The organism is Mangrovicella endophytica (assembly GCF_002893625.1).
GTDB classification, from domain to species: domain Bacteria; phylum Pseudomonadota; class Alphaproteobacteria; order Rhizobiales; family Rhizobiaceae; genus Mangrovicella; species Mangrovicella endophytica.
The window spans coordinates 761,290-776,652 of sequence record NZ_PKMZ01000001.1 but is presented as its reverse complement, the minus strand read 5'-3'; the positions used below and the strand labels follow the sequence as shown (position 1 = coordinate 776,652).

The 15,363-nt window shown below is 67.5% G+C and carries 12 protein-coding genes; 7 read left to right on the top strand and 5 right to left on the bottom strand.

What is annotated here, in order from left to right; translation table 11 throughout:
- Positions 1–27 precede the first annotated feature (27 nt).
- The 3 genes from C0R46_RS03590 (at position 28) to C0R46_RS03580 (ending at position 2,823) form a co-directional block, all read left to right on the top strand.
- A complete protein-coding gene (locus tag C0R46_RS03590; RefSeq protein WP_102958184.1) occupies positions 28–933 on the top strand; it encodes a sigma-70 family RNA polymerase sigma factor in 906 nt (301 codons plus the stop codon).
- Between the two features lie 100 nt (positions 934–1,033).
- A complete protein-coding gene (locus C0R46_RS03585; protein ID WP_102958183.1) occupies positions 1,034–1,999 on the top strand; it encodes an oxidoreductase in 966 nt (321 codons plus the stop codon).
- A gap of 233 nt (positions 2,000–2,232) precedes the next feature.
- On the top strand, positions 2,233–2,823 hold the full coding sequence (locus tag C0R46_RS03580; protein ID WP_102958182.1) for an imm11 family protein: 591 nt from the start codon (positions 2,233–2,235) through the stop codon (positions 2,821–2,823).
- Positions 2,824–3,103: 280 nt separating this feature from the next.
- Here C0R46_RS03580 and C0R46_RS03575 read toward each other — a convergent pair whose 3' ends face one another.
- On the bottom strand, positions 3,104–4,015 hold the full coding sequence (locus tag C0R46_RS03575) for a DMT family transporter (protein WP_198598227.1): 912 nt from the start codon (positions 4,013–4,015) through the stop codon (positions 3,104–3,106).
- 505 nt (positions 4,016–4,520) lie between these two features.
- Between C0R46_RS03575 and C0R46_RS03570 the strand changes: the two genes are divergently transcribed.
- From C0R46_RS03570 to C0R46_RS03560, 3 genes are read left to right on the top strand one after another with little or no spacing between them, the layout of a single operon-like run.
- Positions 4,521–5,492: an ABC transporter substrate-binding protein gene (locus C0R46_RS03570; RefSeq protein WP_425349859.1), complete on the top strand. Its 972-nt coding sequence runs from the start codon at positions 4,521–4,523 to the stop codon at positions 5,490–5,492.
- Entirely contained in the window at positions 5,489–6,529 is a 1,041-nt protein-coding gene (locus tag C0R46_RS03565; RefSeq protein WP_102958179.1) for a FecCD family ABC transporter permease, read from the top strand. The genes C0R46_RS03570 and C0R46_RS03565 overlap by 4 nt, the downstream gene beginning before the upstream one ends.
- On the top strand, positions 6,526–7,350 hold the full coding sequence (locus C0R46_RS03560) for an ABC transporter ATP-binding protein (protein WP_102958178.1): 825 nt from the start codon (positions 6,526–6,528) through the stop codon (positions 7,348–7,350). The genes C0R46_RS03565 and C0R46_RS03560 overlap by 4 nt, the downstream gene beginning before the upstream one ends.
- Positions 7,351–7,412: 62 nt before the next feature.
- Here the strand turns inward: C0R46_RS03560 and C0R46_RS03555 are convergent, their stop codons facing one another.
- From C0R46_RS03555 to C0R46_RS03545, 3 genes are read right to left on the bottom strand one after another with little or no spacing between them, the layout of a single operon-like run.
- Positions 7,413–10,682, bottom strand: coding sequence for an error-prone DNA polymerase (locus C0R46_RS03555; RefSeq protein ID WP_102958177.1), 3,270 nt, complete (start codon positions 10,680–10,682; stop codon positions 7,413–7,415).
- Positions 10,679–12,199 (bottom strand): Y-family DNA polymerase, encoded by a 1,521-nt coding sequence (locus C0R46_RS03550; protein ID WP_102958176.1) that lies wholly within the window; start codon positions 12,197–12,199, stop codon positions 10,679–10,681. Before C0R46_RS03550 ends, C0R46_RS03555 begins: the two co-directional genes overlap by 4 nt.
- Positions 12,114–12,875, bottom strand: a complete 762-nt coding sequence (locus tag C0R46_RS03545; RefSeq protein ID WP_102958175.1) for an ImuA family protein — start codon at positions 12,873–12,875, stop codon at positions 12,114–12,116. Before C0R46_RS03545 ends, C0R46_RS03550 begins: the two co-directional genes overlap by 86 nt.
- Positions 12,876–13,512: 637 nt before the next feature.
- On the opposite strand from C0R46_RS03545, the gene C0R46_RS03540 reads away from it, so the two are divergent.
- Positions 13,513–14,526, top strand: a complete 1,014-nt coding sequence (locus C0R46_RS03540) for a 3'-5' exonuclease (RefSeq protein WP_425349858.1) — start codon at positions 13,513–13,515, stop codon at positions 14,524–14,526.
- 80 nt (positions 14,527–14,606) lie between these two features.
- Here the strand turns inward: C0R46_RS03540 and C0R46_RS03535 are convergent, their stop codons facing one another.
- Positions 14,607–15,362 carry an HpcH/HpaI aldolase family protein gene (locus C0R46_RS03535; RefSeq protein WP_102958173.1) on the bottom strand — a complete coding sequence of 252 codons (756 nt, stop codon included), beginning with the start codon at positions 15,360–15,362 and terminating at the stop codon, positions 14,607–14,609.
- Position 15,363: the final 1 nt, after the last annotated feature.

Below are 15,363 nucleotides of genomic sequence, written 5' to 3'. Positions count from 1 at the left end.
CCCGAAACCATCCCCGAGGAAACGCGCATGCGGCAGGCAGACGACGCCACGGTGATCTTCGAGACGCATCGGGCGCGGCTCCTGCGCATCGCCTATCGCATGCTGGGCTCGCGCAGCGAGGCCGAGGACATCGTGCAGAACGCGTGGCTGCGTTGGATCGGCGCCGACCGGAACGGGATCGTCGCCCCCTATCCCTTCCTCGCACGCATCGTCACCCGTCTCTGCCTCGACGAGATGAAGTCGGCCCGTGCCCGCCGGGAGACCTATGTCGGCGCCTGGCTGCCCGAGCCGCTGGTGGAAGCCGAGGAGGACGGCGTGGACGAGGACGACCTGACACTCACGCTGATGATGGCATTGGAGCGCCTGTCGCCGCTCGAGCGGGCGGCCTTCCTGCTCCACGACGTCTTCGGCGTGCCGCTCGGCGAGGTGGCGGACACGCTCGACCGGGAAGCCGCGGCCGTGCGCCAGCTCGCTGTCCGGGCGCGGCGGAACGTTCAGGCCGCCCGGCCACGTTTCCCGGTCGCGCGCGAGGAGGGCGAGCGGATCGCGCGTGCCTTCTTCGCGGCTTCGACCAGCGGCGACACTGCAACGCTGCGCATGCTCCTTGCCGAGAACGCCGTCCTGCGCTCGGATGGCGGCGGCAAGGTCCTGGCATTCATCAACCCGATCACAGGACTGGACCGCCTCCTACGGTTGTACGAGACCGTGCAGCGCAAGTGGGGGGAAGGCTGGGCGCAGATGCTCGAGCCCGTCTGGATCGACGGGCTGCCCGGCTATGTCAGCCGCGAGCGCGGCGACGTCCTCCAGACGACGGCGCTCGCCATCGAGGACGGCCGGATCACCGCGATCTACATCACGCGCAATCCCGACAAGCTTCGCCACGTCGCGCAAGCTCTCGCGGCGGAGCCGGACCCGACCTTGCGGACACAGTAATCGGGCAGCGGGCGACTATGGGGTCGCCTCGGCCTGACATCCAGCCTCTCAGAGCGCTCCATGCTCCCGCAGGGCGCGCCAACTCACGCAGGACATCAGCATGACCCAGCAAACGCCCATCGGCTCCGGCTTCGGTGCTGCCAGCACGGCAATGGAGGTGGTTTCCGGGATCGATCTCTCGGGGAAGCTTGCCGTTGTGACCGGAGGAGCCTCGGGGCTCGGCCTCGAGACGACGCGCGCTCTTGTTCATGCGGGGGCCGAGGTGATCGTGCCGGCGCGCAATCCCGAGCGAGCAAGCACCGCCTTGCGCGAGCTCGTCGGCGCCACGGTCGAGCACATGGATCTCGCCGATCCGCATTCCGTAGCCGCCTTCGCTGGTCGGGTCGTGTCCGTCGGCCGTCCAGTGTCGATCCTCGTCAGCAGTGCGGGCATCATGGCGACGCCCGAGACCCGGGACGCTGACGGACACGAGGCGCAGTTCGCGACGAACCACCTCGGCCACTTTCGGCTCACGCTCGGCCTCTGGCCGGCTCTCGTCGCGGCGCGGGGCGCACGGGTCGTTAGCGTTTCGTCGCGCGGCCATCAGATCGCCGGGGTCGACTTCGAGGACATCGACTTCAGGGTTCGCCGTTACGACAAGTGGCTCGCCTACGGTCAGTCGAAGACGGCCAACGCGCTCTTTGCGATGGCACTCGACCACCGAGGACAAGAGCACGGCATCAGGGCCTTCTCGCTTCATCCAGGCCAGATCCTCACCGATCTCGCCCGGCACCTCAGCGCGGAGGAGATCGCCTCGTTCGACGCACTCGACGAAGCGGGTCGCCCGATCGTCGATCCCGAGCGCGGGATGAAGATGGTGGAGCAAGGGGCCGCCACGACCGTCTGGTGCGCCACGAGCCCGCAGCTCAACGGCATGGGTGGGGTCTACTGTGAGGACTGCGACGTCGCGGTCGTCAACGAGCCGAGCGTAGGAAGGAAGGGCGTCAGCCCGTGGGCATGCGACCCAGACGCGGCCGAAAGCCTGTGGCAAGTATCCGCTGCGTGGACGGGGTTGGATACCGTTTGAACCCCGAAGCACTCGCGAAGCATGACGTCTATTTCTACGGACAGTTCCTCGCCACGAGTGGCCGCTTTCATGCCTTTGTCTGCCAAAAGCGGACTATCTCCTTCACACCCAGGTTTGCCGTTCCAATCTGTCCATAGCCCTCCCGTAAGCGGAAAAGACGGTAGTTCACCCTTCCCCAACCGGTCCTGGCGATGATGACTTGGCGCAGTTGCCAGCGGAGAGGTCCGGTACCCATGCCCTACTTGTGCAACCAGTCCCGTACGCCGCGCTATGCGCCTATGTTCGAATGGGTGTCCAAGCCGGACAATGACGCGGTCTGGCGCCTCAAGCAGGGGGTGCGGCTGGCACCCGAGGAGTTGCCCACCCACGCCCAACTTCGCACCCGCTTCAAGACCCTGCCCGACTTCATTCATCTGGCGTCGGCCTGGGGCGTGACGGATGCCTTCCGCGACAAGGTCGAGGAGCTGGAGCCGGGCGTCCACCAGTTCTTCCCGGTCACCCTTCTCGACCCGAAGGGCGTGCCGATCGAGGGCGCCCACTACTCGATCCTCAATGTCATGACCATCGTGCAGGCGATGGACACGGAGTTGACCCACGGCGACTGGATCGAACCGCGCAGACCCAACGGCAAGCGCATCTTCGAGCCCGCCAGAGGCGTCAACTTACACATGGTCCTGCGGCGCGATGTGGCGGGCTCGCTGCATCTATGGCGCGACGCGCTGCGCCCGGAGAGCGGCGTGTTCTTTTCGGACGTGCTTTGGGATTGGGTGCAGCGTCAGAAGCTGAAGAAGCTAGTTGGCGAACGGGCAATTTGGGCCGACTGAAGGTGCCGGTAGCGCGCAGACCGATGTCGGCTTTCGCCGGATCGAACGCGGAAGCGGACTGGCAGCTTTCCACCCTTATGAAAAATGATTTCCGATGCAGAGATGGGCCGAAAGCAGACCGGCGGCTTCCGGTCATCCCGTGCCGAAAGCCGCCGTCCGGTCTCGACCTAAAGTCGTTGTTCAAGGTGGCTAAGCGGCTCCTCTGAAAGTAGACGTCGAGCACGCGTTACGACGGCTCCTCCGATCAAGCATCTTCTCGAATGGCTCGGCCCAGCCGACCTCAAGCACAGCTCTTCGCGCGTTTGGGAAGAGCGACTACGGAACCGAATAGGATCAACGGGGCGGCCAGGAGGAAGGCCCAGTTTGGAACTTCAGCAAAGAACACGACGCCGGCGAGGGCCGCCCAAAGGATCGAGAGGTATTCGAAGGGCGCGAGCGCCGCGGTTTCGGCGTGGCGGAAGGAGAGCGTCATCAGGATATGGGCGACGCCTCCGGCAAGCCCTGCGCCAACCAGCAGCGCCGCCTGCTCTGGATCCGGCACGACCCAGCCCGCGGGCAGCGTCGCGAGGCCACCGATGGCGGACACGACCGCGAACCAGAAGGCGATGGCGCCTGCCCTTTCGCCGGCCAGCGTCAGCCGGCGGACCTGGATCAGGGCGCCGGCCGTCAGGAATGCCGTCGCAAGCCCCAGGACGAGCCCGAGAAGCGCGCCCTCGGCGAAGGTGCCGGAGAGCGCCGGCAGGCAGAAGGCGGCACCGCCGACGAGCCCCATGGCTATGCCGCTGATCCGCCGCCGGTTCAGAGCTTCGCCCAAGAGCGTCCACCCGAGAACGGTCAGCATTACCGGCGCGAGGTAGGACAGGAGCGTCGCTTCCGCGAGGGGAAGCAGGCGGATCGTTTCGAACGAGGTGAACATAGCGCAGGCGCCCATTGCTGAGCGGGCGACGTGGCCGAATGGCCGGCGGGTCGCTAGGCCCTCGGGGAAGTCGCCTGACCAGGCGAGGAACAGGACGAGCGGCACGAGTGCCATCGCCGAGCGGAAGAAGACCACTTGGCCCAGCGGCACGCCATCGCCAAGTGCCTTGATGCAGACCCCCATCGCCGCGAAGGCGAGCGTGGAACTGATGCGTAGGAGGATGCCGAGGCTCTCGCTCGCGACCTCGTTGACCAGTTCCTCTCGCGGCGTGCTCATCTGCTTCATGTCTTTTCGCGCAGTCGTCCTGATCTCGCCGGATACAGCACCCCATTAGCGCAATGCCAGAGCCATGACGGTGATCTCCGCCGGCTCTAACCCCAGCCAATTCGAAGATGAAGGTCGGCTCGGTCCCTAAAGGTTGTGTCCGGGCGGCAGGATTGATGGTCCTCCCGCCCGGACACAACAGGTGGATCATCCTGGTCCTGACAACCATCACTGAGTAGGAACCTGATCTCGCCAGCACGCGGAAGGCCGTCGTGCCAGAGATCCTGCGAGCCGCTTGCGCGTTCCCGCAGGACCAGTGGAACGTTCTCTATGGGCACTCCCGGAGCAACGTGTCGATCCTACATCGCCGCGCGGCGCAAAACATGACTGGTGCTGTCTTGTTCAGGTTGCGGTGATGGACTAGGGACCGTTCGCCTCCACCCAAGCCTCGAGGAACGAGACGATGATCCCGGTAAGACCCTTGGCCGCGCTGTCGAGCGTCATCGCGACCCTGTGCATGGCCGCTCAGCCCGCGTCGGCGGCCTCGACCCAGTACCCCCTGACGATCGAGAACTGCGGAGCCGAGGTCATCTTCGAGAAGGCACCTGAACGAGCGGTGGCGCTCGGGCAGAACAGCGCCGAGATCCTGCTGCTGCTCGGTCTCGAGAGCAAGATGGTCGGCACCGCCTTCTGGCCGAACAAGGTTCTGCCGCAGGTCGCCGAAGCCAACGAGAAGGTGCCGGTCATCACCGTCGAGTTCCCGAGCTTCGAGGCCGTGCTCGCGAAGGAACCGGACTTCGTGGCCGCAGCCCTGCCGACGCTGCTAGGTCCCGACAGCAAGGTCGCCAAGCGCGAGGACTTCACCAAGGTCGGCGTACCCTCCTACCTCTCGCCCGGCACCTGTCTCGCCCGCAAGGAAGGCACCGACGCCTACGGCGCGCGCGACAAGCTCTGGAGCCAAGACATCCTATTCGAGGAGATCGACGAGCTCGCCCGCATCTTCGACGTCCAGGACCGCGGCAAGGCGCTGATCGCCGATCTCAAGGCGCGCGAGGCGAAGCTGCGCGCGGAGTTCGCCAAGGGCGCGCAGAAGCTGTCCTATGTGTTCTGGTTCTCCAGTCCCTCGCCAACGGCCGATGCCTATCTTGCCGGCCGCAACAGCGCCTCGGGATTCATCGCGGATATCCTCGGTGGCACCAACGCTATCCAGACCGACGCTGAAAGCCCTGCGATGAACTGGGAAAGCATCATCGCGACAGAGCCGGACGTCATCGTCGTCGCCAAGGTTGACCGCAACCGCTGGGAGCTGGACAAGCCGGAAGCCAAGATCGCCTTTCTGACCTCGGACCCGGCCACCAGCCAGATGAAGGCGGTCGTCAACAAGGCGATGGTGATCATGGATGGGCAGGCCATGAACCCGACGGTGCGCACCATCTACGGCGCCGAGCAGGTGGCGCAGCAGCTCAAGGCGCTCGGTCTGCGCAAGTGACACCCGCAGGCAGCTCGCTTCGGCAGGGAGCCTTTCTTACGGGGCTCCTTCTCGCCTCCTTGCTGACGATCGCGCTTGTCGTGGGCGCAAGCGTCGGGATCGGCGACCTGCCGATCCCGCTGTCGACGACCTGGTTCGCGGTAACCAACCGTCTCGGCTGGACGGCGATGGAGCTGAACCGCATCCACGAGACGGTGATCTGGGACTATCGGCTGAGCCGTGCGCTGGTCGCCGCCTTCTGCGGCGCGGGGCTGGCGTTATCGGGCGCGATCATGCAGGCGCTTCTGCGCAACCCCCTCGCCGAACCCTACGTCCTCGGGATCTCCGCCGGCGCCTCGACGGGAGCCGTCGCGATCGCGATCCTGGGCATCGGCGCGGGCGCCGTCTCCCTTTCGGCGGGCGCCTTCGTCGGCGCCTTCGCGGCCTTCCTGTTCGTCGCGCTCCTGTCGAGCGGCACGCGCGGCGGGACCGACCGCACGATCCTGGCAGGCGTCGCCGCCTCGCAGCTCTTCAATGCCGCCACCTCCTACGTCGTCACCACCTCGGGAAACGCCCAGCAGGCTCGCGACGTCATGTTCTGGCTCCTCGGGAGCTTCGGCGGCGTGCGCTGGCCGGATTTCGTGCTCGTGTCCGTGGTGGTCGGCGCCGGGCTGGTTCTCTGCCTCGTCTCGGCCCGGCTCCTCGACGCCTTTGCCTTCGGCGACGAAGCGGCGGCATCGCTCGGCGTTGACGTCGGGCGCGCGCGTCTCGCGCTGTTCTCGCTGATCGCCGTAATGACCGCCACCATCGTCAGCATGGCCGGCTCGATCGGCTTCGTCGGCCTCGTGGTGCCCCACGCCGCGCGCTTCGTCGTCGGCTCGCTTCACAGCCGCCTTCTGCCGGCCTGCGCTGTGGCCGGCGCGATCTTCGTGGTACTCGCCGACATCGCCTCGCGCGTCCTAATCCCGCAGCAGGTCCTCCCCATCGGCGTCGTCACGGCCCTCGTCGGCGTGCCATTCTTCTCCGTCATCCTGTTCCGCTTCGGACGCGCCTCATGAGCATCGTCGCCGAGGACATCACCTGGCGGGTCGGCCGAAAGACCATTCTCGACCACGTCTCGCTGGGAGCGGAGCCCGGGCGGGTCCTCGGTCTGCTCGGTCCGAACGGATCCGGCAAGACCTCCCTGCTGCGCATCCTGGCCGGCCTTCGGCCGCCAAACGAAGGGCACGTGCGCATCGACGGCAGGAACATCCGCTCGCTCGGACGCAGGGCGCTCGCTCAGCGCGTCGCTTTCGTCGAGCAGCACGCCGCGACGAACGTCGACCTCCGCGTCATCGACGTCGTCAAGCTCGGCCGCTTTCCCCACCGCTCGCCCTTCTCGGGCTGGAGCGCCGCCGACGAGGCTGCGGTCAACGAAGCGCTCGAGCGCGCTGACATGATCGAGAAGCGTGAACAGCGGTGGCAGAGCCTGTCGGGAGGCGAGCGACAGCGCGTCCACATCGCTCGAGCCCTGGCTCAGGCGCCGAAGGAACTCATCCTGGACGAGCCGACCAACCACCTCGACATCCACCACCAGCTCAGCTTGCTGCAACTGGTTTCCGGCCTGTCGGTCACCTGCATCGTCTCGCTGCACGACCTCAACCATGCGGCCATGTTCTGTGATCGGCTGGTCGTTCTCGATCGGGGCCGGATCGTGGCCGACGGCGCACCGGAAGAAACGCTGACTCAGGACCTCCTGCGCGAGGTCTTCGCGGTCGACGCCCGAGTGGAGATGTCCCCACATTACTCGCGGCCCCACGTCCAGTTCCTGGCACCGGAACCAAGCGCGGCCGCGAAGCGGCACGGCGGCATCCCGAACGTCACAGCTCCTGGAAGATGACCGGCGCGTCCACGTGCCCGCAGTCGTAACCGAGTGAGAAGCGGACGGTCCGTTTCCCACCCTCAGCGGAAGTCCCTCGGCTTCACCCGGATATCGTCGACGACGTGCCCGTAGGGATCCGCCATCACCTTGGCGGGCGGCATCCGCGGCGCCCCCAAAGCTGAGTGAACCTCCGGTTCGACGGCATCGTCGCCCCTGCTCCCCTGACGCCCGACGCTGGCGAACTCGGAGCTGAGGTCAGTCAGCGAATGTGCCACCAGGTGCACCACCTCCCCCTCCCGCTGGATGCGACCTCGCACTCCCATCATGCCTGCGCCCAGGACGGTCCTGCGGTTCGCCTCGAAGACCTTCGTCCAGACCACGAGGTTCGCGACGCCCGTCTCGTCCTCGATCGTGATGAACATGACGCCCTTGGCCGAGCCCGGGCGCTGCCGGACGAGCACGAGCCCTGCCACTTCCACCCATCGGCGGTCGCGCGAGCTCATGGCCTCCGCACATGTGATGTGACGACGCCGAACGAGCTCAGCCCGGAGGAACGAGACGGGATGCTGGCGAAGCGTCAGCCCGACATGGCCATAGTCCTCAACGACCTCGCCACCCTCCGGCATGGGGCGCAGCCTGACGACGGGTTCGACCTGCTCCCTGACGGTGGTCGCCTCCCGGTCGGCGGCAGCGGCGAACAGCGGGAGCGGCTCGTCGCGTAGCGCCTTGATCGCCCATAGTGCTTCCCGACGCGAGAGGCCGATCGACGAACGGAAGCTGTCGGCTTCGGCAAGTTCCGTCAGGGCCGCATGCGGGACCCGCGCGCGGCGCCATAGATCGTCGACGGAGACGAACGGCGTGTCCTGCCTTGCAGCGACGAGACGGGCGGCATCCGCGTTGCCGAGCCCGCGCACCATCCCCAAGCCAAGGCGGACGGCGAACCGTCCGTCGTCGGCATCGGAAAACTTTTCCGCTGCCCGCGGCTCCAGCGTGCAGTCCCAGCGGCTGGCGTTGACGCAGACCGGCCGGACCTCGATCCCGTGCTCCTGGGCGTCCCGGACGATCTGCGCCGGAGCATAGAAGCCCATAGGCTGGGCGTTCAGGAGCGCCGCGCAGAAAACGTCCGGGTGCCAGCACTTCAGCCAGCTCGATGCGTAGGCGATGAGGGCGAAGCTCGCCGCATGGCTCTCCGGGAAGCCGTAGGATCCGAAACCCTCGAGCTGGCGGAAGGTACGCTCGGCGAACTCGCGCTCGTAGCCGTTCGCCACCATCCCCTCGACCAGCTTGTCACGAAAGTGCGAGACGCCGCCCGTGAACTTGAAGGTCGCCATGGCGCGGCGGAGCTGGTCTGCCTCGCCGGGCGTGAACCCGGCGCATTCGATTGCCACACGCATCGCTTGCTCCTGGAACAGGGGCACGCCGAGCGTCTTGCCGAGGACCCGCTCAAGTTCCGGCTTCGGGAAAATGACCTTCTCCCTACCCTCTCGGCGGCGCAGATATGGATGCACCATGTCACCCTGGATCGGTCCGGGACGCACGATCGCTACCTCGATGACGAGATCGTAGAAGGTCCGTGGCTTCATCCGCGGCAGCATCGCCATCTGGGCGCGGGACTCGATCTGGAAGGTGCCGAGCGTGTCGGCCCGCCGGATCATGGCGTAAGTGCGCGGATCCTCGGCGGGGATAGAAGCGAGGTCGAGGTCGATCCCCTTGTGCTCCCGGAGGAGATCGAACCCGCGCCGCATGGCGGACAGCATGCCGAGTGCGAGCACGTCGACCTTCATGAACTTCAGGGCGTCGATGTCGTCTTTGTCCCACTCGATGACCTGGCGGTCGACCATGGCCGCTGGCTCGATCGGCACCAGCTCGTCGAGGCGGTCGCGCGTCAGGACGAAGCCGCCCGGATGCTGGGACAGGTGCCGCGGGAAGCCGACGAGCTGCCCCGCGAGATCAAGCGCCAATCTGAGGCGCCGATCCTCAAGGTTCAGGTTGATGCTCGCCGCGTGTTTCTCGTCGATGTCCTCTGACCAGCCCCAGACCTGGGACGACAGCGTCTTCGTCAGGTCCTCGGGCAGGCCCAGCGCCTTTCCGACGTCGCGCAACGCTCCCTTCGCCCTGTAGCGGATGACAGTGGAGCACAGGGCGGCCCGGTCGCGTCCGTAGGTCTCGTAGACCCACTGGATGACCTCCTCCCGTCTCTCGTGCTCGAAGTCGACGTCGATGTCGGGCGGCTCGCGGCGTTCCTCGGAGACGAAGCGCTCGAACAGCAGGTCGTTGCGGTCAGGATCGATCGAGGTGACGCCGAGCACGAAGCAGACGGCCGAGTTCGCCGCCGAGCCGCGGCCTTGGCAAAGGATTCCTCTCGAACGGGCGAACCGCACGATGCTGTTCACTGTCAGGAAGTACGGCGCGTACTCAAGGCGCTCGATCAGCCGGAGTTCGTGCTCGAGGTTTCGTCGCACGCTGTCCGGCAGCCCCTCCGGATAGCGCTCGGTCGCGCCTTCCCAGGTCAGCTTCGCCAACGCCTCCTGCGGCGTCAGGTCGGGAAACTGCCTCTCCTCCGGGTACTGGTACGCGAGTTCGGAGAGGGAGAAGCGGCATCGCTCGGCGATCTCGACGGTGCGGGCGAGCGCCTCGGGGTGGCGGGAGAACAGGCGGTGCATTTCGGCCGCGGGTTTGAGGTAGCGGTCGGCATGCCGTTCGCGCCGGAAGCCTGCGGCGTCGATGGTGACGCCGTGCCGGATGCAGGTGACGACGTCTTGGAGGACTCGGCGGTCAGGCTCATGGAACAGGACGTCGTTCGTCACCACCGCCGGAACGCGCGCCGTCGCGGCGGCCGCTGCGAGGTCGTGGAGGCGAAGCTGGTCGTTCGGCCGGCGACGAAGGGTCAGAGCCATGTACGCCCGGTTGCCGAACGCGTCCTGCAGACGACGGAGTTCGCGCGCGAGATCTTCGTCCGCCTCGTCGGGGAGGAGGACGGCGAGCATGCCCTCGCCGTGCGCGACCACGTCGTCCCAACGAAGGATGCACTTCCCCTTCCCGCCCCTCGCCTTGCCGAGCGACAGGAGGCGGCAGAGCCGGGCGTAGGCTGGACGGTCAGTCGGATAGACGAGGACCGGCAGGGCATCGACGAGGTCGAGCCGACATCCCACGATCGCCCGGACGCCCGTCGTCTTCGCCGCCTCGTGCGCCCGCACGATCCCGGCCACGGAGTTCCGGTCGACGACGGCGAGTGCCTCCATCCCCATCAGGGCAGCCGTGGCGAACAGCTCCTCGCAGGACGAGGCGCCGCGCAGGAACGAGAAGTGCGAGGTGACCTGGAGCTCGACATAGCGTGGGCCGCCGCTCATCCGAAGACGCCGTGGAGGTACCACTTGTGGGAACCCGTCTCCGGGTGCTCGCCGTCGCCGGCCCGGAAAATCCAGAACCTCTCGCCGGCGTCGTCCTCGACGCGGAAGTAGTCGCGCACAGTCGTCGCCTCGGCCTCGCGCTTCCACCACTCGCCGAAGACCCGCTCCGGACCGTCGGCACGCCGCACGCGGCGACGCTGCCCGCGCCAGGTGAACCAGACCGGAGGATGGTCGGGAAGGAGCGCCATGGTCTCGACGCGTTCCGGGCGCGCTAGGAGGCGCGAGGGTCGAGGCCAATGGTCGTCCCAGGACGCGCCGTCGTCGAGCGACATCGGTTCAACACGGCTCACGGACCGCTCGGGCACGTCGCTCGCAACCGGCGCGAAGCGGTACACGCGCCGCTCGCCGATGCGGTTCGCCAAGAGATCGACCAGGTCGGACACGTCCGCCTCCGGCTCCTCGACGAGCGAGGACACGACCTGCGATGCGCCGAGCGGCTGCGCATGCGTCGCTGCGAGCGTCATGACCTCGACCCCAAAGCCGGGATCGATCGTCTCGATCCGGTCGGACAGGAGGCGCGTCAGGCGCCTCAGGTCCCGTTCCGGCTTTGCGGTGCCGATGCGGATCGCCTCCCATCGGTTGTCGACGCGGCTAAACAGGAGGTCGAGGCGACGGGCGCCCATCGCCCGCCGCTCGAGTTCGGCGACGAGTTCGGCGGCGAGCTTGCCTACGTAGCGCCGGAGCGTCTCGGGCGCCGCGATGGGCTCTCCGAAGACGCGACGCACCTCGACGAGATCGGCCGACCGGACGGGCTCGATCGGCTCGGAGACGGCGCCGAACGCCTGGTCGAGACGCCGGACAAGCTGCGGGCCGAAGCGCTGGACCAGGGGCGCCCGCGGCTGCGCGGCGAGGTCGCCGACCGTCGAGAAACCCAGGACGTGGAGGTCATGGCGCATGCGCCCGGGCAGACGCAGGGCAGCCAGGGGCAGACGCGCCAGCGCGTGCTCCGTCCTGCCCGGCTCGACAAGTACCATCGCGGCACCGGCATGCCGCGCGGCCGCGTGCGCGGCGCCCCAGGTGTCGGCGACTGCCACCCGCACCTCCAGGTTCGCCGCGGCGAAGCGGTCGACGATCGCTCGAAGCATGGCTTCCTCGCCGCCGTGCAGGTGGTCGGCGCCAGTCGTGTCCACAACGATCCCGTCGGGCTGGTCGGCAGCGACCAAGGGCGAGAACCGCAATGCCCAGACGGCGAGGCGGTCCAGGGCGTCCGCGTCGCCGGCGGGATCGGCGTCCAGCAAGGCGAGGCCCGGAACCAGCGCCTGTGCCTTTGTCGCGGGCATGCCGACGGTCAGGCCAGCGGACTCCGCCAGTCGGTCGGCGGCAACGACAACGCGGCGGCTCCCGTCATGGCCGACGAGGACGAGCGGAACGTCAGCGGGTGGCGCGCTTCCGGGCGACTTGCGGCGCAGCCGATCGGTCGGCCACCGCGGCAGGTAGAGCGAGACGACCCTTGCCATCACAGGCCTCCACTTCGAAGTCGGCGCATTCCCCGGCGCGGGACCGGATTAGTTCGAGAAGCCATCGTGCCCGGCCGACGCCGGGAACCGGGAGCGGGCGCGACGGGAGCACCGAAACCCTCCAGCGGGTGACGGACGCAGTCGGCTGGCCGAAGTCGGCGGCTTCCGTCTGGCGGCGCCAGCGCCGGACCGCGAGCGCAAGCGTGCCCGATCCCTCGGCAGCGAGTTGGAGGCGCCGGGACACCGTCATCGAAAGCTTGGCGACCTCGGCGACTACGGCCCCAAGGCCGCCGTACCGAAGCCCGTCCTCGAAGCAGGCGAGGAGCGTCTTCTCATCGCCCGCTTCGACGAAGATCACCCGCCCCGGCGCCAATCCCGCTTGGGCGATGGCCGGAGCGAACAGATCCTGCCGCGTGACGCACCACAGGATCTTCCCCTTCGTCCTCGCGGCGATTCCGGCTGCGAAGAGGGCGGCCGCCGCTCCGTCGACGGCGCCGTTCCCGCCGCCCGCCACCTCGTGCAAGGCGCCGAGCGCGAGCCCGCCGCCCGGAAGGCGGCCATCGATCTCCGGGACGCCAAACTGCAGCACCTGCCTAGCTCGCATGTCCTTGCCTTCGAGGCGCTGGACACGCTCTCGCAGGTCGGCAAGTACGGAGTGGTCGGGCATGCTGGACATGGCTCGTTGCGGACCGGATTCCTACAGGAGACTCGGGCAGACAATATGTTCCTGTTCTGTTCCAGGTCTAGATTTGGAGTCAACGGCGCTTGCCGTTCGTCCACTGCGGCTCACAAGGGCTGCGAAGATACGTCGCAGCAGAGAGCAGAACGTACACGCCATCAGGATCCGAGGAGCTTGGAGCGGCCGGGGAATGAGGACCCGATCGAGGCTGCGGTTCTTCACAACGGCCGGATCACCGCTGCGTCGGTCCGCAGGCTGCGGTGAAGCAGCCGCTCCCATTGAAGCGTCGTCACGCCAAAATCCGTCAGACGTCTCGTCAGGCTGGACGGGCTACCGCTCCTCACGGTGTCGCGTTATGCCTGAAAGGCAAGTTCGCGGGGCCGATGGAGGCAACGTGGCCGCTTATGGGCATTCCTCGCGCCCGGTCTCCTCGGTCTCGGCCCTGCACGACGGCTTAGCCGATCCTTGAGGCAACCGCCGATTGGCAACGGAACATCGGGGCAGTGCGCGGTCAGCGCATTGCGCGGAGCGCCCCTCTCGGCCATGGTGCCGCCACCATGGCGCCCAACCGTTCACGCCTCTTCTCGCACGGCCCGACAGGGCCGCGTCTCCCGGAGAAACCCTGATGGCCCGGCTGACCGCGACCGCCGACAGGCAGGGCGACCTCTTCGCCGACGCCGCGGCCAACGACGACGTCCTGCCCGTGCGGGACACGTATGCCTCGGCGCGTCGTTCCCGGATCGGTTTCCTCTCGCTCCCGACGCCGCTTTCCGACGAGGAGATGGCCCGCCGCCTGGAGGAGACCGGCCGCTACCGCGTGCTTCGGCAACTGGTGCGCCGGCCGGCGGCGCCGATGCCCTCCCCCTGGCCGGGCGGGCTGAAGCTCGGCGTCGTCCTCGACACGGAGACGACGGGGCTGGACCATGCCGCGCATGAAGTCATCGAGCTCGGCATGGTCGCGTTCACATATGACGATGTCGGGATCCGTGACGTCGTCGGAGTGTATTCGGGGCTGCGTGAGCCGAACCAGCCGATCGCTGCCGAGATCACCCGGATCACCGGCATCAACGACGACATGGTGCGCGGACAGTCCATCGACCTCGACGCCGTCGAGCGCTTCGTCGAGCCAGCCGATCTCGTGATCGCGCACAACGCGCGCTTCGACCGTCCCTTCTGCGAAAAGCTCGCGCGCGGGTTCGACGTGAAACCGTGGGCCTGTTCCGTCTCGGGAGTCGACTGGACATCCCTCGGCTTCGAGGGAACCAAGCTCGGCTACCTCGTCGGACAAGCGGGTCACTTCCACAACGGACATCGGGCCGTCGACGACTGCCATGCTCTGCTGGAAGTGCTCGCGGGTACCTCCCGTGTCGACGGCGTCCAGGCCCCGTTCGCCCAGTTGCTCGGTTCCGTCGAACGTGCCCGCCTCCGCATCTACGCCATCGGCTCCCCGTTCCACACGAAGGACGTCCTGAAGCAGCGGGGGTACCGCTGGTCGGACGGTTCCGACGGCCGGCCGAAGTGCTGGTGGCGGGAGGTCGAAGAGGATGCCTACGACGAGGAGGACGCCTTCCTCCGCCAGGAGATCTACGGCGGCTCCATGGAGGCACATACGGTGCGGCTTACCGCCTGCGACCGTTTCAAGGCGTGAAGTGGTCGGCCGCTCAAGTCGGCGCATTGCGGAGGGACGCCATGAAGTTGGTGCTGACACGGCTGGCCGAAAGAGGACTTCTATCGAACTGCCGCGGCAGCGCTCCTCAGTGCTTGGAACAGGTGGCCTGTGTCGACACCGCATGCGACCAGCCGGACGCCAAGCTCCATCCAGCGCCGAGCGCCTTGCGGAGTCGGCGCGAAGACTGCGGTGGCGAGAGAATGTCGCTTCGCTTCGTCGATCACTCCAGTCATCTTGTCCAGCACAAGAGGGTGATCGATCTGGCCGGGCACGCCGAGCGCGTGCGACAGGTCGACGGGACCGAGGAAGACGCCGTCGAGCGAAGGCGTCGCCATGATCGCTTCGGCATTATCGGCTCCGGTCCGCCCCTCGATCATCACGATCACCGCGACCTCGGCATTCGCGCGCGCGAACCATTCCGGCGTCCCGTTGAAACCGGCGGCGCGCACCCAGGAATTGGCGCCGCGTGCGCCCTCTGGTGCGAAGCGTGCGGCCGCAACGACGGCCTGCGCCTCCGTCGGCGTCGAGACCTGCGGCACCAGCACGCCGTCCGCGCCGGCGTCCAGCACGGCGCCGATCATCGCGGCATCGTTCTTAAGGACGCGTGCAATGGCGTGGATGCCGCGCGCGTGCGCCGCCAGGATGAGCGGCCCTAGCGTCTCGACCCCGTACGGCCCATGCTCAAGATCGAGGATGATGGCGTCGAAGCCCGCCAGCGCGACGATCTCGACGCTCTCGGCCGAGCGCAGGATGGAGAAGGTCGCGAGCAGCGGCTCGCTGTCGCGCAGGCGTTGGCGCAGGGGCTTCAGCGGCATC